The sequence below is a fragment of the Viridibacillus sp. NPDC096237 genome (assembly GCF_050278625.1).
GTDB lineage: Bacteria > Bacillota > Bacilli > Bacillales_A > Planococcaceae > Viridibacillus.
In genome coordinates this window covers 1-26,384 of sequence record NZ_JBNNTI010000048.1, presented here as the reverse complement: position 1 = coordinate 26,384, position 26,384 = coordinate 1, and the positions used below count along the sequence as shown (strand labels likewise).

Genomic DNA, 26,384 nt, shown 5'->3' with positions numbered 1-26,384 from the left:
AGATAGGTTCGAGGTGGAAGTGTGGCGACATACGGAGCTGACGAATACTAATAGATCGAGGACTTAACCAAATTTTACTTAACAAACTTCAATGTGATTTATCCAGTTTTGAGAGAACAAGAAAAAAACTTTTCTAAAATAGCAAAAAAAACACTTGCTAAACTTCAAAAAAGATGATATAATAATTCTTGTCCTTAATAAAATAGTCTAGTGACGATAGCAAAGAGGTCACACCCGTTCCCATGCCGAACACGGAAGTTAAGCTCTTTAGCGCCAATGGTAGTTGGGGGTCTCCCCCTGTGAGAGTAGGACGTTGCTAGGCGGACGATATGGAGGATTAGCTCAGCTGGGAGAGCACCTGCCTTACAAGCAGGGGGTCGGCGGTTCGATCCCGTCATCCTCCACCATTTTTAATAAACTATGCCGGTGTAGCTCAGTTGGTAGAGCAACTGACTTGTAATCAGTAGGTCGAGGGTTCGACTCCTTTCGCCGGCACCATTCATCATTTTATATGAGCCATTAGCTCAGTTGGTAGAGCATCTGACTTTTAATCAGAGGGTCGTAGGTTCGAATCCTACATGGCTCACCATTTTTTAAAAAATTATATGCGGGTGTGGCGGAACTGGCAGACGCACTAGACTTAGGATCTAGCGCCGCAAGGCGTGGGGGTTCGACTCCCTTCACCCGCACCATAATATTTAAGTTTATCAGCATATTGCGGAAGTAGTTCAGTGGTAGAACACCACCTTGCCAAGGTGGGGGTCGCGAGTTCGAACCTCGTCTTCCGCTCCAAAATATGCCGGGGTGGCGGAACTGGCAGACGCACAGGACTTAAAATCCTGCGGTAGGTGACTACCGTACCGGTTCGATTCCGGTCCTCGGCACCATTTATTTTAATATAATATAAGTAATAATATATGCGCCCGTAGCTCAATTGGATAGAGCGTCTGACTACGGATCAGAAGGTTGTGGATTCGACTTCTGCCGGGCGCGCCAATAACGGGAAGTAGCTCAGCTTGGTAGAGCACTTGGTTTGGGACCAAGGGGTCGCAGGTTCGAATCCTGTCTTCCCGACCATTAATACTTTTAACCCTATGGGGCCTTAGCTCAGCTGGGAGAGCGCCTGCCTTGCACGCAGGAGGTCAGCGGTTCGATCCCGCTAGGCTCCACCAATTTATTATTACAATCAATCAATTTAATATCATCATGGCGGCGTAGCTCAGCTGGCTAGAGCGTACGGTTCATACCCGTGAGGTCGGGGGTTCGATCCCCTCTGCCGCCATACTAACCAAACTAAAGGACCTTTAGCTCAGTTGGTTAGAGCAGACGGCTCATAACCGTCCGGTCGCAGGTTCGAGTCCTGCAAGGTCCACCATCTACACAACATCATATTTTTTTGGAGGAATACCCAAGTCTGGCTGAAGGGATCGGTCTTGAAAACCGACAGGCGGGTCATACCGCGCGGGGGTTCGAATCCCTCTTCCTCCTCCATTTTTAAAAAATAATTTTATAATATCATTATCGCGGGGTGGAGCAGTTCGGTAGCTCGTCGGGCTCATAACCCGAAGGTCACAGGTTCAAATCCTGTCCCCGCAACCAAATGGTCCGGTAGTTCAGTTGGTTAGAATGCCTGCCTGTCACGCAGGAGGTCGCGGGTTCGAGTCCCGTCCGGACCGCCATTTTTTAAAAAAATATTGTATTAATCATCATGGGTCAGTAGCTCAGTTGGTAGAGCATTAGATTGAAGCTCTAAGTGTCGGCGGTTCGATTCCGTCCTGACCCACCATGATGCGGGTGTAGTTTAGTGGTAAAACCACAGCCTTCCAAGCTGTTGTCGAGAGTTCGATTCTCTTCACCCGCTCCAATTTTATGGGCCTATAGCTCAGCTGGTTAGAGCGCACGCCTGATAAGCGTGAGGTCGATGGTTCGAGTCCATTTAGGCCCACCATTAAAATTTTTCCGAAGTAGCTCAGTGGTAGAGCATCCGGCTGTTAACCGGACGGTCGTAGGTTCGAGTCCTACCTTCGGAGCCATATATGGGGAAGTACTCAAGTGGCTGAAGAGGCGCCCCTGCTAAGGGTGTAGGTCGCGTAAGCGGCGCGAGGGTTCAAATCCCTCCTTCTCCGCCATATAGGCCCCTTGGTCAAGCGGTTAAGACACCGCCCTTTCACGGCGGTAACACGGGTTCGAATCCCGTAGGGGTCATACTTTAAAAAACCTTTAGAATCAAATATGATTCTAAAGGTTTTTTTGTTTAGAAGTAAGATTAGTAGGCAATTATTGCGAATGGGGAAACACATGAACCAATTGATATTTTACCAAATTGTCGTCATGGATATGAATCCATCTTTCAAGGCAACCGTTCAAAAAGCGTTAAATCACCCTATAATTATTGCCGATCGATTCCATTATTGTCGCTATATCTACTGGGGCATGGATGCCGTTCGCCGCCGCATTCAAAAGGAATGGCATGCTTATGATTGAAAAAAATGTATAAGAATGCGTTATGTTTTTTATAAAAGAGAGAGTAAACTGAATGAACAAATGGCTTGGTATTTAAAGAAATATACTGTTATGTCTCGAGAACTCAAGAGAGCTCATGAATTAAAAGAACGCTTTTGTCCATGGTTTGATCAAGCTAAAGAAAATGGCCCTGTTTGGATAAGCAAGACCAAGGAAGCCCTTTATGAATTTTACAAAGAAGTAGAAGATGCCAATATTCCTGAGTTAACGTGAGCTATTAAAACACTCAAAAATTGGCAACCTGAAATTCTAAATAGCTTTGCGTATCCATATTCAAACGGCTTTTTAGAAGGTATTAATAACCGTACGAAAGTACTAAAACGAAATACGTTCGGCTTTAAAAGCTTTGAGCGATTTCGAGCAAAAATTTTATTATCCAGTAAATTTAAAGAAATCGGGATTCATATCGGATAGTGTGATTTTTTAGTCGCTCCAACATTGGATGTTGAGCCAAGAAAAAAGCAGTAAATTTACAAAATGAAAAACTTCACACATTAAGTCTAAGTAATCGCTGTTTGCTGATACTTAGATTTTTTTATTTAATAACTGTTGACCTTAACGTTACGCCAAGCTATATAGTAAAGACATGGGGGTGAATTGAGATGGAAATGACGATTCAAAAACTTGCTCAGCTGTCTGGAGTTAGTACTAGAACTTTGCGTTATTATGATGATATTGGATTACTAAAGCCTGCTCGTGTAAATTCTTCAGGCTATCGTATATATGGTCAAGAAGAGATTGATATGTTACAGCAGATTTTATTTTATCGTGAATTAGGTTTTAAATTAGAAGTAATAAAAGAGATGGTAACTGCCGAGGACTTTGACTATAAGAACGCTTTAATGGAGCATTACAAAGCATTAATAGAGAAACGCCAACAATTGAATGTCATGATTACAACAGTAACTAAAACGATCAATGCAATGAGTGGAGGAATTCAAATGTCAAATGAAGAAAAATTTGAAGGTTTAAAGGAAAAGATGATTATGGATAATGAAAAACAATATGGCCGAGAGATACGCCGAAATTATGGAGATACTACTGTTGATGCTTCAAATAAAAAAGTGAAGCATATGACTGAACAGCAATATGAAGAAGTGCAAGCATTAGAGAAAGAAGTGATGAATTTATTAAAACAAGCAATGCAAACTGGTCGAGCTGATAGTGCTGTAGCTCAGCGTGCTGCGGAAACACATAAGCGATGGTTAATGTATTATTGGCCAAAGTATAGTAAAGAGGCACATGCAGGACTTGCAGAAATGTATATAGCAGATGCACGTTTTACGAGCTATTATGACAAAGAGCAAACTGGAACAGCGCAACTCTTAAGAGATGCCATATTAATATATACTAAAATGAATAATTAGAGTGCTGCAAAAAGCAGTGCTCTTTTTTATGTTTGATTTAAAAAATATAGGAAATAATAATAAATAGGTTATATTATTGGAGGAATTTAATGACAAACACAAAATATGAAAGTTTAAAAAATCAAATGGTAGAAGAATTATTTGTGTTGCAGGGAAGAAAATATACACATGAGCTACCAGAATCAACGGAGTTATCGAATTATGATAATCATCCTGCAGATCAAGCAACAGATTTAACAGATCAAGTAACTGAAATGGCAATAGAAGACCATAACGATGAGCAAATTGAAAAGCTTCAAGCAGCGTTACAGTCAATAGAAGATGGCTCTTATGGGAAATGTACTGTATGTGGAGAAGATATTCTACACGATCGATTAGAAGTTATGCCTACAGCTCTAACCTGTGTAGATCATGCACCAGAAAATAAGGTGCCGAAAGATAGACCCGTTGAAGAAGAGGTGCTGAACGCTTCTACGGAACAGCCTGTTAATGAATCAAGAGCAATCGTTGATTATGAAGACAGCTTCCAAGAAGTAGAGTCTTATGGTTCCTCAGATTCACCAGCGGATCAAATTGAATAAAGTTTTGATGGAACTGTAGTGATACAGTTCTTTTTTGTGCTTAGAGATTTGACAGAAATATGGATATCAGAAAAATTTCGGAACAATTTATTAATAGTAAATATACATAATTGGTAATATAAAATGTAAAATGGAAATAAATAGTTTTTTTATAGTGATTAAAGTAAATGCAGAAAGAAGGCAGTTGCATCATTTGATCAATCAAAAGGGGTGTAGATATAGGTATGTGGAAGAAATATTCTTTATTACTTAGTGGTATTGGCGTTTCATTCTTCGGTAATTGGATTTATTTAATCGCATTGAATATATTGGTGCTTGATATGACGAACTCAGCTGCAGCAGTTGCAGGTATTTATATTGTGGGTCCTGTTGCAAAATTACTGACTAATTTCTTTGCAGGCTCCATTATTGATAGGCAGAATAAGAGAAGATTAATGATACTTTCAGATGTGATACGTGGCTTACTTGTATTACTTGTTCCTTTTATGGGATCAATATGGACTGTCTATGCCATATTGTTTATAGCAAATATGGCAAGTTCGTTCTTTGGACCAAGTTCGACCTTTTATATTACTAAATTTGTAGAGGAAAAAGATCGTCGACGATTTAATTCAATCATGAGTATGTTGAGTTCAGGTTCCTTTTTAATAGGGCCAGCTCTTGCAGGAATACTAATTGCAACAGTAGGTACGACCATATGTGTCGTGATTAACGCAATTACATTCTTCTTGTGTGCGGTTTGTATTTATCTGTTACCAAATGCCGAAAATGAATCTACATTAAAGCGTGAACCGATTACATTAAAAATGATAATGGCGGATTGGCAAGTAGTTAAGTTATATATAAAACAAGATCATTATTTTATAAAAATATATTTATTATTCCAGTTTGCTTTAATGATTGCTCTTTCTTTAGATTCACAGGAGGTAACATTTATAAAACAGAACTTAGGATTATCTAATAAAATGTACGGGATGATTGTCAGTATTACAGGAATAGGCTCAATTATTGGAGCATCTGTATCAGCAATGCTAGTGAAAAAAATATCATTACAAACCTACTTTGCAATAGGAATGTTAATGACAACAGTTGGTTATTTATTATTTTATAGTTCTATTGGATTTTGGTCTGCAACTGCAGCATTTATCTTTTTAGGATTCTTTATGTCATTTGCCAACTCAGGATATGATACGTTCTATCAAAAAAATGTGCCAACAGAAATTATGGGACGGTTTGGTAGTGTGACGGCGATGTTCTTAAGTATTTTACAAATTTCATTTACTTTTATCATTGGTGCTCTAGCTGAATGGTTCTCTTTACAAATGGTGACAATAGGATTTTCTGCAATCGCAGTCCTACTGTCGATAATATTATGTATACAAGTATTTCAAAAGCCAAACCAGAGATATTATGCTGAAACATCGTAACCCTGTATAATATGTGCAGTAAGAAAGTTAATGGGGGAACGAAAGATGAATATTATCGATTTACATTGTGATGTGCTGTGGAAATTATCTATAGCCGAAGAACCAATTAATTTTAGCAATGCACCACAATTACAAGCAAATTTAGAACGCTTAAAAAAAGGAAAAGTGAAAGTTCAGTTTTTTGCGATTTTCGTTGACGAGGATGTACCTCAAAGTAGAAAGTATTTAGAGGCGCTCCGCCAAATAGAATTATTTCAAACGCAAGTTCTTGCACCTAACCCTGAGATGGTACATATTACAGATTGGCGTCAAATAGAGATGCTTCAAGAAGGTGAAATTGGAGCGGTTTTAACTTTAGAAGGTTGTGATGCCATCGGAGAGGATCTGTTCAAATTACAGGCGATATTGGACGCTGGCGTAAAACTAGTTGGACTCACTTGGAATAATGAGAATGCAGTTGCTTATGGTGCACAAAATGATCCTAATTTAGGTTTGAAGGATTTTGCAAAAGAGGTAGTTGCATTATTAAATGAGCGTGATATTCTCATAGATATTTCACATTTAAATATGCAAGGATTTTGGGATTTGCTACCGATAGCTAAGCACATTATCGCAAGTCATTCGAATGCACGTGCATTATGTGATCATCCCCGTAATTTAACAGATGAGCAAGCTAAGGCTCTTATAGAAGAAGGTGGTCGTATCCATTTAGTTTATTATCCTGGATTTATTGAAAATCATGATAAATCAGTATCAATGGATGCATTTATTCAACATTTCGTTCATTTAGCAAATGTTGTAGGTGTAGAGAATTTAGGGCTGGGCTCTGATTTTGATGGCATTTACTATTCTGTAGAGAATTTAAGCAATGCTTCTCAGGCTCAAAATTTAATAGGGAAGCTGCAAGAACATTTTACTGAAGATGAAGTGAAAGGTATAGCGAGTAAGAACTTTTTATCTTACGTGAAAAAAATACAAAAGTAAGCATAAAGAAACGTCATGAAATTATCATGACGTTTTTTACTATATTGTTTACAAAATAATAATTAATTCTTTTCTATTTTCACTAGAAATTGTTTGTTTTTACCATAAATAATAAGTTTATATGGGTCTTTTTGTATCTGTACTTTAGTTGAATTTAAGGCGAAAAATTTCTCGAAAGTTTCTTTTAAATAAGTGACATTTTCAGCTTTATCCTTAGAGTTGTCTAACCCCGTATTTAAAGAAATGTAAGTTTTTCCAGCCTGCACTCTATAGCCTACGTCTTTTAGTTTGTAATCACTTTTCCCAATAAGATTATCAGATATAATGCTTATAATTGAATTCCATCTCGATTCTTGTAATCTTTTTGATTCGTTATACAGGTTAAATTCAACTTTTTTAAATTCAAACTTTTTCTTCATTAACGCTTTCTCTACAGCTTGCTTAATAGCCTTTTTTCTCTTCACAGTATTAGGTAAATCTATACTGATTACACCATTATTATATCCAATGCCCGATGTATCATAACCGAATCTTTTCATGGTTTTTGAAATGACAGGGAATATGTTCATCATTTCTTTATTGATTTCTTTACTTTTAGACGTCTCATTAGGAGGGGATTTTCTGGATTGTTCAATTTTAATTTTATAATTATCAATGTGACGTTTCGCAAGAATCTTTTCTATTTGTTTTGTGACGATTAGTTTCTCATTATTCAATTCTTCTTTAGTTGAATTAAGAGAAACAGTTATCGTATAAGGATTCGTCATGTATCCTGCACTGTCAACTGAATAACCGAGTTTGCCAAGGGTTTCAAAAATTTCCGTTGTCAAGCTAGTGCCATTCAAATCTAATTGAATAGGAGCTAATTTCTTTACACCATTAGCCATTACAGGGGAAATAGTTGCATTACTTACTAAAAAGCAAAAGAAGGCGATTGCAAGGCTCGCCGTGATAAGTGGCTTTTTCAACAGTTTTCGTTTTAATTTCATAAATAATGTTTTTAGTGGCTTGTTATCAAAGTATTTTCCCATAGTGATAACCCCTTTTCTTCTAGTGTCTTTAACTCTCGTGTTCATGTCGATTTCAATTCATCATTCAAGCATGGTAGTTAATATATACAATATATGTTAATAGGCAAACCGTCATGACACAAGCTATATTGACGTTTATATTTTAGTCGTACTGGATTTTTTGTAAATTAGTGGCGAAAGTGAGTAAAAATTGCGATAGAACATTGCAAATGAAGTGCCGAATCGGCGAGAAAGATGTATGATAGTATAGGATATTTAAGTATGTACGAGTGGATTCCAGTAATTGGTGGAATCCGTTGACGGAGGGAATTTTCATGAATCGGAAGTTGTCAGCAACAACCGGCGACCGAATTGAAACGGATCAATCGATATTACATTTTCATACAGAAACAATAGAAGTAAGTCGATTGTCAGCGCTCGCCTTTTTTGAAGCGGGTGAGCAATCATTTGCTGGACAACGATTTTTTTGGCAAAATCGTGAAAAAACATTTACGCTTGCAGGTTTGGGTCATGCTCATACCATTACAAGCAATGCAAAAGAACAAAGATTTGATGATGTTGAACAACAATGGAAAAAGTTAACGCAAAATGTGGTTAATGATGAACATAATTTACAACCAATTTTGTTTGGTGGCTTTACATTCGATACGGAAAATAAAGTATCGGGTGAATGGACAGGCTTCCCAGAAGCTTTTTTTGCTGTGGCAACATATCAGCTTGTGATGCGAAATGATCAAGCTTATGTGAGCATTCATTTAATCACAGAGGAAGAAAATACTGTGGACGCGCTTGCAGCTTTACGTAAAGAGCGTGATGAGCTAATTCATACAGCGCAGGTAAAAGCATTAAAAACATATGTGAAGCCACAAATTAAGAGTAGCTATGAGCCATATAAAGAAGAATATTTGGCATCTATTAGTAAGGTGACGTCTTTAATTCGCCAAAAAGAAGCTGATAAAGTTGTCATAGCACGCTCACTTGCACTGCAATTTGAGGAGCAGGTATCATCTCCAAATGTATTGTCACAAGTTATTATGGAGCAGCCTGAGAGTTATTTATTTGGCTTAGAGGAGCAAGGGAAATTATTTTTCGGAGCATCTCCTGAGCGCTTAGTGAAGGTTTCGGATATGTATGCGTATTCTTCATGTGTCGCAGGTTCTGTGAAGCGTGGGAAAACGGTAGAAGAAGATGAATTGCTTGGACAAGGCTTATTAAATGATGCAAAAAATCGCTCGGAGCATCAATATGTTGTAGATATGATTCTACAAACATTTAAAGAAAATTGTGTAAGCTATGAAATACCTCATGCACCTAAGTTGTTGAAAATTAGAGATATACAGCATTTGTTTACACCGGTTGAAGGACCTATGAAAAAGGAGGCTACTATTTTACAGTTGGTTAAAACGTTGCACCCAACACCAGCTCTAGGAGGCGTACCTCGTATGAAGTCGATGGAAGTCATTCGTGAATATGAACCGATGAATCGTGGTCTATATGCAGCACCAATTGGTTGGTTAGATGCACAAGGTAACGGTGAATTTGCTGTAGCAATCCGTTCGGCTCTTTTAGCTAAAGACCAAGCATTTTTATATGCTGGTGGTGGCATTGTGGCTGATTCACAACCAAGCAGTGAGTATGATGAGACTTTAGTGAAATTCCGTCCGATGTTACGAGCTTTAGGAGGACAATTACATGAGTGAGAAAGAGACTTTAACCAGCTATGTTTATAAGCTTGTGGCGTCTTTATATGAGGCGGGAGCACGAGATGTAGTTGTGAGTCCAGGCTCACGTTCAACGCCACTTGCTTATGCCTTTGCTTCTTCAAAGGAATTTAATTTATATCGTCAAGTAGATGAGCGTTCTGCAGCATTCTTGGCATTAGGTATTGCGAAGGCAAGTATCCGGCCAGTTGTGCTAGTTTGTACATCAGGAACAGCGGCAGCGAATTACTTTCCTGCAATTGTAGAAGCGAGCTATGCGCGTGTACCTTTAATCATATTAACGGCTGATCGTCCCCATGAGTTACGTGAAGTTGGAGCACCACAAGCAATTGATCAAGTGCATTTATACGGTACACATGTGAAATGGTCAGTGGATTTCCCATTACCAGAAACTTCGACAGGGACAATGTCATTTATAGAACGTCATATAGCACGTGCGATGTCGATTGCGACGACGGCACCTGCTGGACCTGTACAAATTAATGTACCTTTCCGCGAACCTTTACTGATTAATTTCCAAGAAACGTTACCTGTCGGGACTTTTGTGGAAAGCTATAGAGCTGAATTACGTCCTTCGAAAAAAGCATTTAACATGTTAGAAGAGGCAATTAACAAAACTGAAAAAGGATTGTTAATCTTCGGTGAGATGAATCCAGGAGCGGATTTAGAAGCTGTTTGGGGGTTAATTCGAAAGGTAAAATGGCCGGCTCTTGTAGAGAGCTTATCTCATTTACGTTCGAATATCCCTGCTGATTGTATGGAATATATTATTGATCAGTATGATGCTATTTTGAAAAACGCAACTTTTAAAGATTCGATGGCACCTGATACCGTTATTCGATTTGGTGCACAGCTAGTATCAAAACCGCTTTCTTTATTTTTAACAAAGGTCAAGCCTGCAATATTTATTGTAGTAGATGAGGATCCGATGTTCCGTGATTCTTTAGCAATTGCGACACATCATATGCATGCTAGTGTCAGTGACTGGTTAGAAGATATCGTTGTTGAACCGATAATTCATGCTACTTATAGAGAGAAATGGATTACTGCAAATGATATTGCAACGAAATATATAGAGCTATATTTGGAAGCTGAATCTGATGAGGGTGCAATGGCAGCAACGCTATTTACTAATTTACCTGAATCGAGCGATTTATTTGCTAGTAGCAGTATGCCGATCCGAGATGTAGATACATTTTTCAATAAAACGGTGAAAGATGTGAAAGTTTTTGCGAATCGCGGTGCGAATGGTATTGATGGTGTAGTATCTACTGCTTTTGGTGTGCAACTTGCTAGACAACGTGAAACGTATTTATTGATAGGCGATTTAGCATTTTTGCATGATATGAATGGTTTAATCACGACACGATATCAAGAGTGTAATATGACAATCGTTGTGATGAATAATGATGGCGGTGGTATTTTCTCATATTTAGCACAAGCAACAGAAGACGCACATTATGAAGAATTATTTGGAACGCCATCAGGACTTAACTTTAAAGAAATCGCGGTAATGTATGGAGCAGAATATCAAGCTGTAGAAACAAAAGAAACATTTGTAGAAGTGTTACAAACACCAAAACAAAAACCGCTACGCTTGATTGAAGTATTTACAAATCGTCAAGTAAACGTAGCGGCACACCGTAAATTATGGAGCGCGATTGGTGAGGAGTTAGATACAAAATGGCAAGCGTAATAATGACAGTAAACGGCTTAAATGTGCATTATGAAATTATTAATCCACGTATCGAAAAAACCGTAGTATTATTACATGGATTTACTGGAAGTTCTGCAACTTGGGATAAAGTAATAAGTTTAATGGGGAATCAAGTACGTATCATTGCAATTGATTTAATCGGTCATGGTTACACAGATAGCCCGAAAACCGTAGAACATTATTCCATGGAGAAGCAAGTTGCAGTCTTACATGAATTATTAGTACAACGTGGAGTCAATTTGTTCTCGTTAGTAGGTTACTCTATGGGGGGACGCATCGCATTAGCTTATGCTTTGCAATATCCTGAAACAATAGAGCAGCTTATTTTAGAAAGTGCTTCACCAGGTTTACAAACGGCTAAAGAGCGTACATCTAGAGTAGAAGCAGATAATATTTTAGCAGAACGTCTTGAAGCAGAGGGTATCCAAGCTTTTGTAGACTATTGGGAGAATATATCCTTATTCGAATCACAGAAAGACTTATCTTTAGACATTCAAGAGCAGATTCGTGCAGAGCGTTTATTGCAAAATGAAAAAGGATTAGCAAATAGCTTAAGAGGCGTTGGTACAGGACAGCAGAATTCATATTGGGATGAGTTGGCAAGTGTTACTAAGCCAGTAGTCTTAGTAACAGGGGAGTTAGATAAAAAGTTCAATCAAAAAGCTATTGATATGAATAATTTATTCCAAAATTGTAAGCATATAGTCGTGCCAAAAGCTGGACATGCAATTCATGTGGAAAATCCAGAAACTTTTGCTACAATAATAGAGGAACAAATATAAAAATTCACAAATAGGAGGATCATATATATGACTCGTCAATGGGTAACAGAGCGTACATACGAAGATATTAAGTATGAATCTTACAATGGTATCGCGAAAATTACAATTAATCGTCCGGAAGTACGCAATGCATTCCGTCCAAAAACAACAGCAGAACTAATCGATGCATTTACACGTGCACGCGATAATGCTAATATCGGTGTAATTATTTTAACTGGTGAAGGTGACCAAGCATTCTGCGCAGGTGGAGACCAAAAAGTTCGTGGAAACGGTGGCTATGTTGGCGATGATAACATTCCTCGTCTAAACGTATTAGACTTACAACATTTAATCCGTATCACTCCAAAACCTGTAGTAGCAATGGTTGCTGGCTACGCAATTGGGGGCGGACATGTTCTACACATCGTTTGTGATTTAACAATCGCAGCAGAAAACGCTCGCTTCGGACAAACTGGACCTAAAGTAGGTTCATTTGACGCTGGCTACGGTGCAGGTTACTTAGCGCGTATCGTTGGTCATAAAAAAGCGCGTGAAATTTGGTACCTATGCCGTCAATACGATGCACAAGAAGCATTGGATATGGGCTTAGTAAATACAGTTGTTCCTCTAGAAAAATTAGAAGACGAAACTGTTCAATGGTGTGAAGAAATGCTTTCTAAATCACCTACTGCATTACGCTTCCTAAAAGCTTCATTCAACGCAGACACAGATGGTTTAGCAGGTCTTCAACAATTTGCTGGAGACGCAACTTTACTTTACTACACAACAGACGAAGCAAAAGAAGGTCGCGACGCATTCAAAGAAAAACGCGAACCAGACTTCGGCCAATTCCCAAGATTCCCTTAAGGTTAAGGAAGACAACCTAAGTTCACGACGTCCTGTCGTAACGGTTTTATGACCAACATCCTGTTGGCCCAAGGCGCTCGTCCAACAGCGAGGTCATTGGAAGGCGGAAGCCAAAGTCGCTCTTAGACTTTGAGCGCCCGACTGATATGATCGAGAAGATGAAAGTGACCTCGAGGGATTGGCTGCTGAAACTAAAGGAACACAGTCTAAGAACACCACATTCTGTGGGACTCTCAAAATTCAATAACAAGACGGCTCAGTATAGTTGTCATTTGTTTTAGCTGTCCATCTAGGGCAGCTTTTTTTATCAAAATAATTAAAAAGGTGGTGAAAAAGATGGTTCCTAACTGGCTTTTACAACGCAGTATGTTAACACCTGAACGAATTGCACTTAGCTTTGAAAGTGAGAGTTGGACATTTAAAGAAGTGAATGATAAAGCACTTATCCTTGCTAAAAAGCTAACGGAAAATGGGGTGAAACAGCAGCAATCACGTGTTGCAATTTATGCATCTTCTAATCCGGAAATAATATGGATGATGTATGCTTGTATGTATCTCCAATGTGAAATGGTTCTATTAAATTTACGTTTAACAGAAAAAGAATTGGCATATCAAATCGAAGATGCTCAAGTCGATTTTCTTTTAGTAGAAGATGCATTGGTAGGGAAATTACCTGTAACAGAAGTACCTGTATTTCGTTTTAATGCTATAAATGCAAGTAGTGAACGTGATTTCCCCCTAGTGTCAGAGTGGAATGATGACCAAACGATGACGATAATGTATACGTCTGGAACAACTGGTTTTCCAAAAGGTGTAAGGCAAACGGTAGGAAATCACGTTTCAAGTGCTACCTCCTCCGTTTATAATATGGGTTTAGTAGTAGGGGATTGTTGGCTTTGTACAATGCCATTATTTCATATCAGTGGATTTTCAATGCTTGCCAAGTCATTATTACACGGTGTGGAGATTAAGCTGTTCCCTAAATTTAATGTCAAGGAAATCGTAAATGAGTTAGTAGCAGGTACAGTTACAAGAATGTCTGTAGTTTCTGTAACATTAGAAAGAATTTTATCGGAGTTAGAAGCTCGAAATGCAAAAGTTTCTCCAAAATTTTTAACAATGCTTGCAGGAGGCGGACCGGTTCCTATCGATTATTTGAAGAGGGCAATACAACTTAATCTTAAGGTCGCTCAAACATATGGAATGACAGAGACATCTTCTCAAACAGCAACTTTATCAAGTGTAGATGCATTACGTAAATTAGGATCTGCAGGTAAAGCGCTCTTTTTCAATCAAATTCGTATCGATGGTGCAGAAAAAGCTTTCGATCAAGGTGAGATATTAATACGTGGTTCTCATGTAACTCCTGGATATATTGGACGCTTTGCAGATAAACCTTCCCAGGTAAATGGTTGGTTGCATTCTGGAGATATTGGCTATTTAGATGATGAAGGTTATTTATATGTAGTTGACCGCCGTTCAGATCTAATCATTTCTGGTGGTGAAAATATTTACCCTGCTGAGATTGAAAATGTGCTAATTTCACATGAAGCTGTCCATGAAGCTGGTGTATGTGGAGTAGATGATGACCGGTGGGGGCAAGTACCTAATGCATTTGTTGTTCTGAAGAAAGAAGTGAATGTACAGGAATTGCTCGGTTATTGCAGAGAACAATTAGCAAAGTATAAAGTACCTCATAAAATTCATATCGTTAATGAGTTACCTCGAAATGGTTCAAATAAGTTGTTGCGAAGAAAATTAAACGATTTATTAATTAAAGAATAATCTCAAGCGATTGAAATAGTAGAATTACTCAAACCATCTATGATGATTAATATCATAGGTGGTTTAATTTGTTTAAAGGCAGTAACATTTCTTTGAACACAATACTTTGTATATGTATTTATTTGGTTTAAATTAATTACCATTATATTGTATAATTTTATTATTTGAGAGAGGAAGTTAGAACTTATGACTGAAGAACATATACAAATTACAATTCCAGAGTCGGTTATTGGTGGTGTCACTATTTGTCCTTCATTTGAACTACCATCTAATACTGGCGCTGTGGCAGGTATATACTCAGATGTAGAACAAATAAGCTATATAGTACAACAACTCCAACATAACAACCAAATAAATCTTCATTTTAGAAAAGAAGGATGCTATGAACGGCTAACAGTTATAGAAAGCTTGAAATATGAACGTGCACTATATAATTCCAACGCAGTACTTGAGGATATTATTAAAATAACCGGATTAATGGATAAAAAAAATGTGAAAATCAAAAATTTAAATGAAGTACAAATACAAAGAGTTCGATTTGCCAAACTATTAATTCACGAGCATCCTATACATATTTTAGAAGAGCCTTTTCAAAATCTTGATATTGAAACAAAGCGTATTGTTGATATTGTCATTACAACATTAAAAGAGAGAGGTTGTATTGTATATCTTTTGGCGAATAATTTAGAAGATATGATTGGTTCCTCAGATCAATTATACAGATTGGATTCTAAGGGTTTAGAGCCACTAGATTTACAAGAAGAAAGGAAAGAATCTGAGAGAATATCTGAAACAGAAAATCAGCTGATTAAATTAGAGAAGATCCCAACAAAGCTGAATGATAAATTCATTTTATTTAATCCACCAGAGATTGATTATATTGAAAGTGTAGACGGCTTAGTGAATGTATATGTAAGTGGAGATTCATTTCCGTGTACATTAACACTTAATGATCTCGAACAGCGTCTAGTTCCATTCGGTTTCTTCCGTTGTCATAGGTCATATATTGTTAACTTACAAAAGGTTAGAGAAATTGTTACATGGACTAAAAACAGCTATAGCTTAATTTTATCTGGAAATGATAGAACGCACGTTCCTTTGTCTAAAAGTAAGTTAGTCGAATTAAAGAAAATAGTCGGAATATAAATTATTTCTCAGGAAATAATTGTGCTCCATTCACACATAATCTGATATCATTCACCACCATATAGCTCCATTCACCCGATTAATAATGCACGATTTTGTAGCCTCTTGTATTCTTAGGTCAAGAACGAATACAGGAGGAATAATGATGGAAACAATAATTGAAGTAAATCATTTAGAAAAGAGCTTTCAAAAGGAGAAAGCAATTCGCGATGTTTCTTTTGAAATTAAAAAAGGAGAAATATTCGGTTTTCTAGGACCGAGTGGATCGGGTAAAACCACGACGATTAAAATCTTAACAGGGCAACTTACGGCTACTGGTGGAGTTGTACGAGTCTTTAATAGTGATGCTAGAGCATTACAGCAACCAGCAGCACGCAAACGTTTTGGTATCTTAACAGATAATAGTGGCTTATATACGAGACTTTCAATTGAAGAAAATCTCCTACTATATAGTAAATTATATAATTTACCTGAATTATCTGTCAAAGAAGCGCTAACGTTTGTTAACTTATATGAAGAGCGCAAAAAGCGAGTTAGTGTTTTATCAAAAGGAATGATTCAACGAGTTACATTGGCACGTGCTATTTTGCATAAACCAGAATTACTTTTCCTAGATGAGCCAACTTCAGCGCTTGACCCTGTGAACACAAATCATATTTATGCAGGATTACGTAAACTAAATGAGATGGGAACGACAATTTTCTTAACAACTCATGATATGGCAGAAGCTGAAATACTTTGTAATCGAGTTGCTTTTTTAGATAAAGGGACAATACGTGCAATTGGTTCACCAAACGACTTAAAGCGCCAGTTTGGAGATGATTCGATAACAGTTGAACTAATGGATGGACGTAAGGAGATAATTAGCAAAGGTTCAGAGGATGCAAAACAGATGTTTGAGTGGATGCAAAATAATCAAGTAGAGCGCATAGCGACTAATGAACCTAGTTTAGGAGATATTTTCGTACAAGTAACAGGGAGGGAACTACTATGAATACATCAGTTAGAAGAATTCAAGCAATTTTAGTTAAGGACTACAAGGAGTTTTCACGAAATATCGCGGTATCATCAATGATTTTCTTACCACTTATTTTAGCAGCTTTTTATGCTCGAATGGGTGTTGATACGATTCCAGGATATTTTATGTCGATTAATATTACATTTTCAATTGTATGTACATACGTACAGTGTTGTCTGATTGCTGAAGAGAAAGAGAAGAACACATTGCGTAGTTTAATGCTATCTCCCGCATCCACTTCTGAAATTTTAATTGGTAAAAGTGCACTTACATTTATATCCACTATGGCTATTGTAGCGGGATGCATGTATTTATCAGGGTATATGCCAGGAAATCTTGCATTGATGGCATTAGCACTTATATTATCATCATTCTTTTACATTGCAGTCGGATCATTTCTTGGTCTTTTTGCTAAGTCTGTTATGGAATCCTCAGTCATTGTGTTACCTGTACTAGGCATATTTTCATTAGGTCCAACTGCTATGAACTTTGTTGAAAGTTATCCTATTTTGAAAATTCTCGCATGGCTTCCAAGTTCGCAAATCATAATTTTAGGGGAGATTCTTGAAAATAGTTTTACTTTTGGGGAAATAGTTAAACCATTTGTAGTGATTATTGGATGGATTGTCATAGCAGCTATTGCTACAGTTGTTACATTTAAAAAGCGGATGGTGGATTAACAAAGTTTTCACATTAACTTTGAATAAAATTAAAAACCCGTGCTTAGAGCTGATATGACTCTTTGTACGGGTTTAGTTTGTGATTAGTTCATGTTATTTCGATTTATTTAAAGCCTCTTTCAATGTCTCAATATCTTTTTTCATCAAAGTAAAGTATGTTTCTTTATTTTTAATATCCTCATCTGTAAGAACACTTAAATTGTGAAGAGTAAGTGGCTTTGCACCTACTTCTTTTTGAATTACTTCTGCTAATTTAGACGAAACGTTTTGTTCAAATAGGATATAGCGTATATGATTCTCTTTTGCTTGATCGACAATTTTAGTTAACTCTTTTTGTGATGGTTCATCTTGTGAATTCAAACCTGCTACTGAAATTTGAGTTAATCCGTATGTCCCTGCAATGTAGCCAAAAGCAGAATGGGATACGAAAAATGTTTTAGAAGGTGAAGCATCTGCCATTTCTTTAAAATCTTTATCTAAATTTTGTAGTTCTGCTATTAAAGTCTCGTAATTTTGCTCGAATTCGTCTTTATGACTTGGTTGAGTTTTTACTAGAGCATCTTTAATAGACAAAGCTAAATCTTGGCTGATGATAGGTGATAGCCATACATGAGGGTCAATATCACTATGGTCATGGTTGTGATCGTGATCTTCTTCTTCCTCTTCATGTTCATGAGCAGTACTTGTGCTAACGTCTAGCTTTTCTTCAGATACGTTTGCCGCAGTTTCAACAAAGTCTACATTTTCATTTTTTAATGTTTTTTTGGCATTGTTTACAAAGCCTTCAAGACCTAATCCAACATAGAAAAATAAATCCGCATCTGCTAAATTCATCATATCTTTTTGTGTTGGGTCAAATGAATGTTCATTTGATCCAGGAGGGTAAATTGAATTAACTTCAACATGTTTACCACCAATACGTTCTGCGAAGTAAGTTAAAGGATAAACCGTTGTGTAAATAGAAAGTACGTCTTTTTTACTTTTATCTTGATTTACTTGATCATCTGCATTACAAGCAGCGGTAAATAAAGCAAGTATGGCAATTAAAAATATAGATAAAGCCTTTTTCATATTAGCACCTCTTAAATAGTAATCATTACGATTTGTTTGTTTGACATGTTTTATCATACAAGATTTTATAAAAAAACACAATAAAAAAAGCCCCGAAATTAATCTTTTTTCGAAGGCCATTCTTCTGGTACAGGGTCATATCCACCTGGATGAAGTGGATTACAGCGTAAAATGCGACGGATTGCTAAGTAAGCTCCCTTAAAAGCACCGTGTTTTTCAATCGCTTCTAACCCGTAATTTGAGCATGTTGGGTAAAAGCGACAAGTTGGCGGAGTCAAAGGAGAAATCACTTTTTGATAAACGCGAATAAGAAATTTAAAAATATACTTCATTTACTTATCTTCCTTCTCGACAGTATAAAGAGGCTGCGTTGGTTTAGGATCAATCGTTTTATGAGAATCTTTTTGATTGTTTTTTGCGATATAGTAAATTAAATAACTTGCTAAAGCTACTGTCAAAATGACAACAGGCATTATGGCAATCCAAGCAATCGACATTTGTTTCACCTCAATAATTTCTTCATGTTTATTTTACTTAAAATAGCGGTATATTAACAGTATAGTGCTTAAAACAGAAAGAGGAGTGTGAAAGTTTTATGTCAGCTTTACAAAATGAATTAAATCAACTTGTAGCTTCATGGTCAGTGCTTTATACAAAATTACATAACTACCATTGGTATGTTAAAGGTCCATCATTCTTTACTCTACATGAGAAATTTGAGGAATTATACAATGAAGCAGCAACTCATTTAGATGAAATCGCAGAACGTATACTAACTTTAGGTGGACAACCTGTTGCAACGTTAAAAGAGCATTTGGAACTGTCGAATGTAAAAGAAGCGACTGGTAACGAATCTACAAATGAAATGGTTGTCGCGGTTATTAGTGATTTTGAAATCGTGATGAAGTCATTAAAATCAGGTATGGATGAAGCGGCAAAAGAAGAGGATGATATGACGGAAGATTTATTAAATGCCATCTATCAAAGCCTTGAGAAACATGTTTGGATGTTAAAAGCATTCTTAGGTTAATTGTTAATCTATATAATATCAAAGTAAAGCCAGTAGCTTTTGCTAGTGGCTTTTTCTTTTGCTTATAGGAAGCCGAGAAGCAATAAAATATTTTGTAGAGGATGATATTAAAGTTACTGTTATCAACATGTCTAGTGTTCAAGAGAAAATTCCATGGCCATTGTTTGTGCACTATGTAGCTAGTAAAGGTGACATTAAATTAATAATAAAAACATTAGCTCTAGAATATGCCCCAAAAGGAATTCGTGTAAATAATATTGGACTAGGAGTTATCAAGACGCCAATTAATGCTAGAAAAAATTTGCAGACCCAGAAAAACATGCTGATGTTGAAAGTATGATTCCGTTAGGGTATATTGGAAAGTCAGAAGAAATTCCAGCGGCAGCAGCATGGCTTGCCTTGCCTCCTCCCAAGCGAGCTATGTAACAGGGATTACATTATTTGCTGATGGTGGGATGACCTTATATCCATCTTTCCAAGCTGGATGTAGATAAAGTAGTTGATTAAAGATTCAGGGACTTAACATATTATTGTAACGTGGGCTCTAAAAAATCGCGCCAAGCATAGGGTTCTTCAGCTGTTCATTATACTAAAATGACTTCGGCAAAGATGTACGATAAAAGACCTGCCCAGGTATACTTTTCATTTAAAGGTTTAGGTGTGAATCGGAAAGAATGAATAACTCAGAAAAAAGATAAACTAGTTGATTGGAGTGCAGGCGGCGACTCCTTGGGGAACTAGCGAACATCTTGAGACCCCGCAGGAGCGTTAGCGACGAGGAGGCTCAAGGTTCGTCCCCAGGAAAGCGTCCGCCGGAACGGAAATTAACGCATCGAAGAAAAAGCCATGGCAGAAACGATTAATCTTTTCCGCCATGGCTAAAATTCATTTTATGGACTTTTTCAGTGCCCTCCGAAATGGTGGGAGCTAATTCGTGCTTTTATTAATGTTAGGAGAAATCGTTTTTCTTTTCACAAAGAAGTAAACTGACCTTATCACTTAATTCAATATTGGTCCTTTTAATATACTCATTTATTAAGGTACAATAGCGGATAATTCTGAAAAAATTTGTAAAAGGAATAGAGGTTAGCATGAATAATACATATAATACAACGACCATTAGCCAATTCTTTCTTTGGGTTGGAGCTTCTGTGTCGATTGCAGAAATTGTTACAGGCTCACTATTAGCTCCACTAGGTTTAACGAAAGGGATTCAGGCAATTATTCTGGGCCATGTAATCGGGGCAATTATATTATTTTTATCCGCATGGATTAGTGCGAATAGTCGTGTAACAGCTTTACAAGCAACGCGTATTTCCTTTGGTACATATGGCTCTTATGGTTTAACGATTTTGAATATGCTACAACTTGTTGGCTGGGCTTCGGTAATGATTGCAACGGGTTCAATTGCATTAAATGGTATTTCTAAAGAGTTATTTACATTTGATTTTCAAGTACTGTGGAGTATTTTAATCGGTGCTATTCTTGTGATGTGGGTATTATTTGGTTTGAAGAAAATTTCAAAGCTGAATATTATTGCAGTGACGATATTATTTGGTTTTACGATTATTTTAGCTTCCGTCATTTTTGGTGGAGGAGGAGTTGGGACAGTACCCGATGCAACGATGAAATTTAGTACAGCAGTAGAGTTGAGTGCAGTTATGTCTCTTTCGTGGTTACCTCTGATCGGAGACTATACACGCCATGTGAAACATCAGAAAATGGGTACAATAATGAGCGTACTAGGTTACAGTCTAGGTAGTACATTTATGTTTATCATCGGACTTGGTGGTAGTCTTTACGTTGGTTCATCTGATATTAGTGAAATTTTGATGGCGAGCGGTCTAGGTGTAGTCGCACTATTGATTGTGTTATTATCTACTGTTTTAACAACATTTTTAGATTCATATTCTGCAGGTGTCAATTTTAAAAACTTTGTTCCAAGAGCCAATGAGCGTTATGTTTCGGTTCTATTCACAGTTCTAGCAGTGGTAATTGCAATTGCGGCAAGTGTATCTGCATATGAGGACTTTTTGTATTTCATAGGTTCTGTCTTTGCACCGCTATATGGTATTTTGTTTGCAGATTATTATTTATTAAAGCGTAGACATATTGATCCACAAAAGAAATGGTCTTGGCAAAGTTCACTTCTTTGGTTAGCGGGTGTAGTAATTTACCATGCTTCACTAAAGTATCCAATTCCTCTAGGACACACACTTTGGGTATTAGTGGGGATCTTTGTCATAAGAATAGTCATGATGACATTTACAGAGAGAGTTAAAGCTACTAATAAAGCGCAATTAATCGAAACAGAAATGAAGGGATAGAATCAATATGACAGTTTCCAGAGCATTAACAATCGCAGGATCAGCAGCACGCGGCGGAGCAGGGATTCAAGCAGATATCAAAACTTTTCAGGAGCTAGATGTATTTGGTACATCTGCTATTACGGCTATTGTGGCAAATAATCCTAACACAGGACAAGGGATATATCCACAATCAATTGAAGCGATTGAAGCTCAAATCCATACGATTTTAGAAGATATCGGTGCAGATGCAATTAAAACAGGTATGCTTTTCACGCATGAAATTATTTTGAATGTGGCTAAAAGGATTCAACAGTCGGGTGTAAAGAATATTGTCGTAGACCCTGTAATGATTGGAAAAATAGGTTCTGCATTATTAAAAGACGATGCTATGGAAGCGTTGCGTTCACAGCTAATCCCTCTAGCGACAATCATCACACCAAATATGCCAGAAGCTTCTTATTTACTAAATGGAATGGAACTAAATTCTGTAAATGATTTAAAAGAAGCGGCAAAAAAATTACGGGAGCTTGGGCCACAATATGTACTTGTAAAAGGCGGTCGATTAGAAGGTCCTGCAATCGACGTTTTATATGATGGTAAACAGTTCTATTTATTAGAGGCACCTCGTTTCGATACAATCCACACAAACGGTGCTGGCTGTACATATTCAGCGGCTATTACTGCTGGCTTAGCGAAAGGCCAACCTGTACCAGAAGCTGTTTTTGAGGCAAAAAAATTCATCTCAGCAGGAATTCGTCATTCATTTGGCTTTAAACAAGGTGTTGGACCTACTTATCATGCGGCGTATGGAAAATATGGTGAAACAGGTTGCACGGTTAACATTGAGAGTGCAGAGCTTTCTACGAAATAAGATGAAATGTAGTCCCTTGCACATGGAAGTGTTGCAAGGGATTTTTATTAAATGGGTTTTGTAATGAATTTTTTGTCATATTAGAAGCAGATAGGAAGATATTTAATAGCCATCTTCGTTAGTTGAGAAACTTTAAAATAGTACATACATTTAATATTCATCTGGAATTTCCGATATTATGAAAGGTAAGGGAGTGATACAAATGGATATTAACTCTATGATGTCAATGGATCTTGCTCAACTTCAACAAACTGTACAAATGAGCGTTTTGCAAAATGCGATGAATATGCAAACAACAGCAGCTGTACAATTATTAGAAGCAATGCCAGAACCAGCCCAAGCGGCTCACCCTTATAAAGGGGCAACTATTGACGTTCAAGTTTGATTTACTAAAGCCATGCACAGTTACTTTGTAGTGCGTGGTTTTTTTATTGGTATTAGTATCTGAAAAATTTGACTACTATATTTTGGAGCTATAAAATTAATATGTAATACGCTTTGGAAAAATATGAATTGGGAAAGAGGAGTGTGCTAAACATGGCTATTAATGTATACCTAAATTTTAATGGGAATTGTCGCGAAGCAGCTGAGTTTTATGCGGATGCTTTTAATGCAGAAAAACCAGAAATTATGACTTTTGGAGAATCACCTCAAAGTCCCGAATATACTTTACCAGACGAGGCTAAAGATTTAGTAATGCATACTCGACTAAACATTCTTGGTAGTAATGTTATGTTTTCTGATGTTTTTCCTGGTTCACCTTTTGTAGAAGGAAATAACGTTAGCCTAGCCGTTGTTAGTGACGATGAAGAAAAACTTAGAGCCGCTTATGAAGCATTAAAAGTTGGTGGTAAAGTTGCTATGGAGTTACAAGAAACTTTTTGGAGCAAATGCTATGGCAGTTTAAAAGACAAGTTTGGTATCGAATGGCAGTTTAGCCATGAGAGTGCGGAAGCGTAATAATTATTAATATATTCATTTAAAAGTTATTAAGTCTATCTTAAAAGTCTGAAAAATGGTCTTTTGGGATAGGTTTTTTTATTGAAAATTAGTTTATAGATTATTTAAGCTAATGAACAATAAATGAATATTGCTATATTTAATGGCCAGCAAAGTATAATTGATTTAGATTAGGTTATCCTACTATTAAAAAAAGGATGATATGATGACTGCCATTACACTTTATGTATCGATAGCAAATCAGCGTTACTATACTTCCCCTTACGAGTCACCGTGGGAATTCAAACTTCAAATCGAGCCTCAATATATAAAAGTTTTTGACCAACTTTTTAGTCAAGCAGATTACTTTGATGGAAAGAGTATATGGAGAGCACAATTACCTTACATTCCATACCATTTAGATCAGGAAAATGATGAAGTGGATTTACGCTTGAAAAAACTGTATGCGCTTGTACATGAATTCGGCGATACTGAAACAAAGCAATTAATCGAGCAAATGCCATATTATAGTTGATTGATAAACATACCTTCGTTACACTTAGACCAATAAGGAGTGAACGAAGGTATGTTTACATTTACTGATTTAAATGGCAATGGTGTTGAATTATCTTTTAAAAAAAACGCCTTTAGGATCACGCCAAAGCATGTACTAGTTTTGGCTAAATATCATGAACAATGGTTATTAACGGATCATCCTAAACGTGGACTCGAATTTCCAGGTGGCAAAGTAGAAGGCGATGAAACGTTAGAACAAGCTGCTAAAAGGGAAGTATATGAAGAAACTGGTGCTGTCATACATGATATAGAGTGGTTGGCAACTTACCATGTGCATGATGAGCGTCCATTTAGTAAAGCTGTTTTTGTGGCGGATGTTTTGAATATCGATGAAAAATTACCACAGTTTGAAACGAATGGAGCTGTATTGCTATCGGACGAAGAGTTACGGAATAGTAATAGACTAAGCTTCTATATGAAAGATGCTGGGATGAAAAAAATGCTGGAGAAGGTGAGTGAACGTGAAGATAAATGGCTTCGTTGAAAGTCGTCGTGATTATCCGTCTCCAAATCCACAAGTCCGTCTAACAGAAATTACATATTGGTCCGAAGGTTTAAGAGTGAAGGGATTACTTGCAGAACCAGTCATAAAAGGTGTTTATGAAGGACTACTTTATCTACGTGGTGGCATGCAAGGAATTGGCATGGTGAGACCTGCTCGTATAGCGCAATTTGCATCACAAGGATTAGTTGTTTTTGCACCGTATTACCGAGGAAATCGTGGGGGAGAAGGTAGAGATGAATTTGGCGGAAACGACCGTTATGATGCAGTAAATGGTGTAGATGTATTAAAACAATTTTGCCGCACACATAGCATTCATATTTTCGCATTTTTTAGAGGTGGTATAATGGCACTTTGGACCGGTATTTTGCGAGATGATATTACCTCGATTGTGACTTGGGCTGGTGTATCTAACCCTAAATATACTTATGACGAGCGTGTAGATATGCGTAGAATGATGAAAAGGGTGATAGGTGGATCACCTACAAAGGTGTCTGAAGCTTATGATGAGCGCTCACCGATTGCTAAGATAAAAGAATTAAATGTACCGGTATTAATTATTCATGGTAAAAAGGATGAAAATGTAGGAATACAGCATGCTTTGTTGCTTGAAGAAAGCTTAAAGGCATTTAATAAGCATGTAGAAACATGGTATTTTAATGATTTTACGCATTTTTTTCCTAATGCAGTTAATTACAAAATCGTTAAGAGCGCATGCAATTGGATGAAGCTCCAAAAGGGGTGAACTTATGTTAGGTTATGTCAAAGTAACGGTCGATTCGGAAAAATTGCAAATTGGTTCAAGCTTTGAGGAAATATATCCGTTTTGGTCAACTCTTTGCGATGAATTCGTAAAAGATTGTGTAGATGTAGAGATTCAAAGCTGGCAAGAAGAAAATGAAGTAATTGAAGAGTTGGGAAAAATATCGGATGTCTCTAAAGATGAAGGGCTAATAAAAATTCAAAAAATCCCTCTAACAGATGAACATTGTGCATTTTTCAAAAATCATGCAGCTAATAAAGAGGGGAGATTAAAATGGTTCTCTATGCGCTATTATGATGAAGATGGGAATGGCCAAATAGAGGTTAGGGATTACGGCTTTGAGCTACGCTTTAATAAGGTTACAGTAGCACAATCTGAAGAAGTGATACAACAATTTTCTAATCCTCATACAGAAGCGGTATTTTATGATGATGACGTTGAATAATGTGATAAAAGGCATTCAGAATGCTCATATCCTGAATGTTTTTTATTATGTGTATACATATTGGTTATTATTTAAGATCCTCTTTTGTAATGCCTCCGTAAATATTAGTAGAGTAATAGCAATAATGAAATAGAAAAGCTGTTTAGCTAAGAAAAGGGAAGGTGTTTTTGGAAAGTTGGTATGTCAACACTAAATCAAACAACTTTTTTAAGGGCTAAGTTTTTATAAGCGACCGGACTTTGATAGCCTAGTTTGCTGTGCGACCGAATA

General features: G+C 37.1%; 25 protein-coding genes, 20 tRNA genes, 1 rRNA gene and 2 pseudogenes. 44 read left to right on the top strand and 4 right to left on the bottom strand.

The features are described 5' to 3' along the window. The first annotated feature begins 206 nt into the window (after positions 1-206). From rrf to ACQKMD_RS18775, 26 genes and pseudogenes are all read left to right on the top strand, one after another. A 5S ribosomal RNA gene (gene rrf, locus ACQKMD_RS18900) occupies positions 207-322 on the top strand. A 9-nt stretch (positions 323-331) separates the two neighbouring features. Next, a tRNA-Val gene (locus ACQKMD_RS18895) sits at positions 332-407 on the top strand. Between the two features lie 15 nt (positions 408-422). After that, positions 423-498 (top strand) — tRNA-Thr (locus ACQKMD_RS18890). Positions 499-513: 15 nt separating this feature from the next. Continuing rightward, positions 514-589: transfer RNA gene (locus tag ACQKMD_RS18885), tRNA-Lys, on the top strand. 18 nt (positions 590-607) lie between these two features. Continuing rightward, positions 608-692: transfer RNA gene (locus ACQKMD_RS18880), tRNA-Leu, on the top strand. Between the two features lie 25 nt (positions 693-717). Continuing rightward, a tRNA-Gly gene (locus ACQKMD_RS18875) sits at positions 718-792 on the top strand. Between the two features lie 6 nt (positions 793-798). Then, positions 799-887, top strand: a tRNA-Leu gene (locus ACQKMD_RS18870). A gap of 32 nt (positions 888-919) precedes the next feature. Then, positions 920-996 (top strand) — tRNA-Arg (locus tag ACQKMD_RS18865). A gap of 4 nt (positions 997-1,000) precedes the next feature. Beyond that, a tRNA-Pro gene (locus ACQKMD_RS18860) sits at positions 1,001-1,077 on the top strand. Positions 1,078-1,096: 19 nt separating this feature from the next. After that, positions 1,097-1,172 (top strand) — tRNA-Ala (locus ACQKMD_RS18855). Between the two features lie 36 nt (positions 1,173-1,208). Beyond that, positions 1,209-1,282: transfer RNA gene (locus ACQKMD_RS18850), tRNA-Met, on the top strand. Positions 1,283-1,298: 16 nt separating this feature from the next. Continuing rightward, positions 1,299-1,375, top strand: a tRNA-Ile gene (locus ACQKMD_RS18845). A 23-nt stretch (positions 1,376-1,398) separates the two neighbouring features. Next, positions 1,399-1,491 (top strand) — tRNA-Ser (locus ACQKMD_RS18840). Positions 1,492-1,522: 31 nt separating this feature from the next. Further along, positions 1,523-1,599: transfer RNA gene (locus ACQKMD_RS18835), tRNA-Met, on the top strand. Positions 1,600-1,602: 3 nt separating this feature from the next. Continuing rightward, positions 1,603-1,679, top strand: a tRNA-Asp gene (locus ACQKMD_RS18830). A 31-nt stretch (positions 1,680-1,710) separates the two neighbouring features. Further along, positions 1,711-1,786: transfer RNA gene (locus ACQKMD_RS18825), tRNA-Phe, on the top strand. Between the two features lie 4 nt (positions 1,787-1,790). Then, positions 1,791-1,864 (top strand) — tRNA-Gly (locus ACQKMD_RS18820). A 7-nt stretch (positions 1,865-1,871) separates the two neighbouring features. Then, positions 1,872-1,948, top strand: a tRNA-Ile gene (locus ACQKMD_RS18815). Positions 1,949-1,958: 10 nt separating this feature from the next. Next, a tRNA-Asn gene (locus tag ACQKMD_RS18810) sits at positions 1,959-2,033 on the top strand. Between the two features lie 5 nt (positions 2,034-2,038). Then, a tRNA-Ser gene (locus ACQKMD_RS18805) sits at positions 2,039-2,129 on the top strand. Positions 2,130-2,133: 4 nt separating this feature from the next. Next, positions 2,134-2,205, top strand: a tRNA-Glu gene (locus ACQKMD_RS18800). A 114-nt stretch (positions 2,206-2,319) separates the two neighbouring features. Then, positions 2,320-2,937: pseudogene (locus ACQKMD_RS18795) on the top strand (ISL3 family transposase); the annotation flags it as partial. A 188-nt stretch (positions 2,938-3,125) separates the two neighbouring features. Beyond that, complete coding sequence (locus ACQKMD_RS18790) at positions 3,126-3,890, top strand: MerR family transcriptional regulator (RefSeq protein WP_427753905.1); 765 nt, start codon at positions 3,126-3,128, stop codon at positions 3,888-3,890. Between the two features lie 89 nt (positions 3,891-3,979). Then, positions 3,980-4,471 carry a TraR/DksA C4-type zinc finger protein gene (locus ACQKMD_RS18785; protein ID WP_427753904.1) on the top strand — a complete coding sequence of 164 codons (492 nt, stop codon included), beginning with the start codon at positions 3,980-3,982 and terminating at the stop codon, positions 4,469-4,471. A gap of 224 nt (positions 4,472-4,695) precedes the next feature. After that, positions 4,696-5,898 carry an MFS transporter gene (locus ACQKMD_RS18780; protein WP_427753903.1) on the top strand — a complete coding sequence of 401 codons (1,203 nt, stop codon included), beginning with the start codon at positions 4,696-4,698 and terminating at the stop codon, positions 5,896-5,898. A gap of 45 nt (positions 5,899-5,943) precedes the next feature. Beyond that, entirely contained in the window at positions 5,944-6,882 is a 939-nt protein-coding gene (locus ACQKMD_RS18775) for a dipeptidase (RefSeq protein ID WP_427753902.1), read from the top strand. A 62-nt stretch (positions 6,883-6,944) separates the two neighbouring features. Here the strand turns inward: ACQKMD_RS18775 and ACQKMD_RS18770 are convergent, their stop codons facing one another. Next, on the bottom strand, positions 6,945-7,913 hold the full coding sequence (locus ACQKMD_RS18770; RefSeq protein WP_427753901.1) for a hypothetical protein: 969 nt from the start codon (positions 7,911-7,913) through the stop codon (positions 6,945-6,947). Between the two features lie 314 nt (positions 7,914-8,227). Here ACQKMD_RS18770 and ACQKMD_RS18765 point away from each other — a divergent pair, with 314 nt between their 5' ends. The 8 genes from ACQKMD_RS18765 to ACQKMD_RS18730 all read left to right on the top strand — a co-directional run bounded on the left by ACQKMD_RS18765 (position 8,228) and on the right by ACQKMD_RS18730 (position 17,608). Further along, positions 8,228-9,613 carry an isochorismate synthase gene (locus tag ACQKMD_RS18765; protein ID WP_427753900.1) on the top strand — a complete coding sequence of 462 codons (1,386 nt, stop codon included), beginning with the start codon at positions 8,228-8,230 and terminating at the stop codon, positions 9,611-9,613. Continuing rightward, positions 9,606-11,330 (top strand): 2-succinyl-5-enolpyruvyl-6-hydroxy-3-cyclohexene-1-carboxylic-acid synthase, encoded by a 1,725-nt coding sequence (menD, locus tag ACQKMD_RS18760; RefSeq protein ID WP_427753899.1) that lies wholly within the window; start codon positions 9,606-9,608, stop codon positions 11,328-11,330. Before ACQKMD_RS18765 ends, menD begins: the two co-directional genes overlap by 8 nt. Next, the gene (gene menH / locus ACQKMD_RS18755) at positions 11,318-12,133 is read left to right on the top strand and encodes a 2-succinyl-6-hydroxy-2,4-cyclohexadiene-1-carboxylate synthase (protein ID WP_427753898.1); all 816 of its coding nucleotides are present in this window, start codon (positions 11,318-11,320) and stop codon (positions 12,131-12,133) included. Before menD ends, menH begins: the two co-directional genes overlap by 13 nt. 27 nt (positions 12,134-12,160) lie before the next feature. Continuing rightward, positions 12,161-12,979 carry a 1,4-dihydroxy-2-naphthoyl-CoA synthase gene (menB, locus tag ACQKMD_RS18750; protein WP_427753897.1) on the top strand — a complete coding sequence of 273 codons (819 nt, stop codon included), beginning with the start codon at positions 12,161-12,163 and terminating at the stop codon, positions 12,977-12,979. 336 nt (positions 12,980-13,315) lie between these two features. Then, the gene (locus ACQKMD_RS18745) at positions 13,316-14,764 is read left to right on the top strand and encodes an o-succinylbenzoate--CoA ligase (protein ID WP_427753896.1); all 1,449 of its coding nucleotides are present in this window, start codon (positions 13,316-13,318) and stop codon (positions 14,762-14,764) included. Positions 14,765-14,950: 186 nt separating this feature from the next. Beyond that, positions 14,951-15,910, top strand: a complete 960-nt coding sequence (locus ACQKMD_RS18740; protein ID WP_427753895.1) for a LytTR family transcriptional regulator DNA-binding domain-containing protein — start codon at positions 14,951-14,953, stop codon at positions 15,908-15,910. A gap of 145 nt (positions 15,911-16,055) precedes the next feature. Continuing rightward, the gene (locus ACQKMD_RS18735) at positions 16,056-16,904 is read left to right on the top strand and encodes an ATP-binding cassette domain-containing protein (RefSeq protein WP_427753894.1); all 849 of its coding nucleotides are present in this window, start codon (positions 16,056-16,058) and stop codon (positions 16,902-16,904) included. Beyond that, entirely contained in the window at positions 16,901-17,608 is a 708-nt protein-coding gene (locus tag ACQKMD_RS18730; RefSeq protein WP_427753893.1) for an ABC transporter permease, read from the top strand. Before ACQKMD_RS18735 ends, ACQKMD_RS18730 begins: the two co-directional genes overlap by 4 nt. Positions 17,609-17,701: 93 nt before the next feature. Here the strand turns inward: ACQKMD_RS18730 and ACQKMD_RS18725 are convergent, their stop codons facing one another. From ACQKMD_RS18725 to ACQKMD_RS18715, 3 genes are all read right to left on the bottom strand, one after another. After that, complete coding sequence (locus ACQKMD_RS18725; RefSeq protein WP_427753892.1) at positions 17,702-18,679, bottom strand: metal ABC transporter solute-binding protein, Zn/Mn family; 978 nt, start codon at positions 18,677-18,679, stop codon at positions 17,702-17,704. 98 nt (positions 18,680-18,777) lie between these two features. Further along, positions 18,778-19,011, bottom strand: a complete 234-nt coding sequence (gene yidD / locus ACQKMD_RS18720; RefSeq protein ID WP_427753891.1) for a membrane protein insertion efficiency factor YidD — start codon at positions 19,009-19,011, stop codon at positions 18,778-18,780. Next, entirely contained in the window at positions 19,012-19,176 is a 165-nt protein-coding gene (locus ACQKMD_RS18715; protein ID WP_427753890.1) for a hypothetical protein, read from the bottom strand. 98 nt (positions 19,177-19,274) lie between these two features. On the opposite strand from ACQKMD_RS18715, the gene ACQKMD_RS18710 reads away from it, so the two are divergent. The 10 genes and pseudogenes from ACQKMD_RS18710 to ACQKMD_RS18665 all read left to right on the top strand — a co-directional run bounded on the left by ACQKMD_RS18710 (position 19,275) and on the right by ACQKMD_RS18665 (position 26,114). Next, positions 19,275-19,709, top strand: a complete 435-nt coding sequence (locus tag ACQKMD_RS18710) for a Dps family protein (protein ID WP_427753889.1) — start codon at positions 19,275-19,277, stop codon at positions 19,707-19,709. Positions 19,710-19,773: 64 nt separating this feature from the next. Further along, a pseudogene (locus ACQKMD_RS18705) lies at positions 19,774-20,203 on the top strand (SDR family oxidoreductase); the annotation flags it as partial. A 597-nt stretch (positions 20,204-20,800) separates the two neighbouring features. Beyond that, positions 20,801-22,036 carry a putative hydroxymethylpyrimidine transporter CytX gene (gene cytX / locus ACQKMD_RS18700; RefSeq protein WP_427753888.1) on the top strand — a complete coding sequence of 412 codons (1,236 nt, stop codon included), beginning with the start codon at positions 20,801-20,803 and terminating at the stop codon, positions 22,034-22,036. Between the two features lie 7 nt (positions 22,037-22,043). Then, complete coding sequence (gene thiD, locus ACQKMD_RS18695; protein ID WP_427753887.1) at positions 22,044-22,889, top strand: bifunctional hydroxymethylpyrimidine kinase/phosphomethylpyrimidine kinase; 846 nt, start codon at positions 22,044-22,046, stop codon at positions 22,887-22,889. A gap of 202 nt (positions 22,890-23,091) precedes the next feature. After that, on the top strand, positions 23,092-23,274 hold the full coding sequence (locus ACQKMD_RS18690) for a YjfB family protein (protein ID WP_427753886.1): 183 nt from the start codon (positions 23,092-23,094) through the stop codon (positions 23,272-23,274). Between the two features lie 152 nt (positions 23,275-23,426). Further along, complete coding sequence (locus ACQKMD_RS18685) at positions 23,427-23,849, top strand: VOC family protein (protein ID WP_427753885.1); 423 nt, start codon at positions 23,427-23,429, stop codon at positions 23,847-23,849. 205 nt (positions 23,850-24,054) lie between these two features. Beyond that, entirely contained in the window at positions 24,055-24,363 is a 309-nt protein-coding gene (locus ACQKMD_RS18680; RefSeq protein WP_427753884.1) for a transposase, read from the top strand. A gap of 51 nt (positions 24,364-24,414) precedes the next feature. Further along, positions 24,415-24,888 carry an RNA deprotection pyrophosphohydrolase gene (ytkD, locus tag ACQKMD_RS18675; protein ID WP_427753883.1) on the top strand — a complete coding sequence of 158 codons (474 nt, stop codon included), beginning with the start codon at positions 24,415-24,417 and terminating at the stop codon, positions 24,886-24,888. Continuing rightward, on the top strand, positions 24,866-25,651 hold the full coding sequence (locus ACQKMD_RS18670) for an alpha/beta hydrolase family protein (protein WP_427753906.1): 786 nt from the start codon (positions 24,866-24,868) through the stop codon (positions 25,649-25,651). The genes ytkD and ACQKMD_RS18670 overlap by 23 nt, the downstream gene beginning before the upstream one ends. A gap of 4 nt (positions 25,652-25,655) precedes the next feature. Further along, on the top strand, positions 25,656-26,114 hold the full coding sequence (locus ACQKMD_RS18665; RefSeq protein WP_427753882.1) for a hypothetical protein: 459 nt from the start codon (positions 25,656-25,658) through the stop codon (positions 26,112-26,114). Positions 26,115-26,384 lie beyond the last annotated feature (270 nt).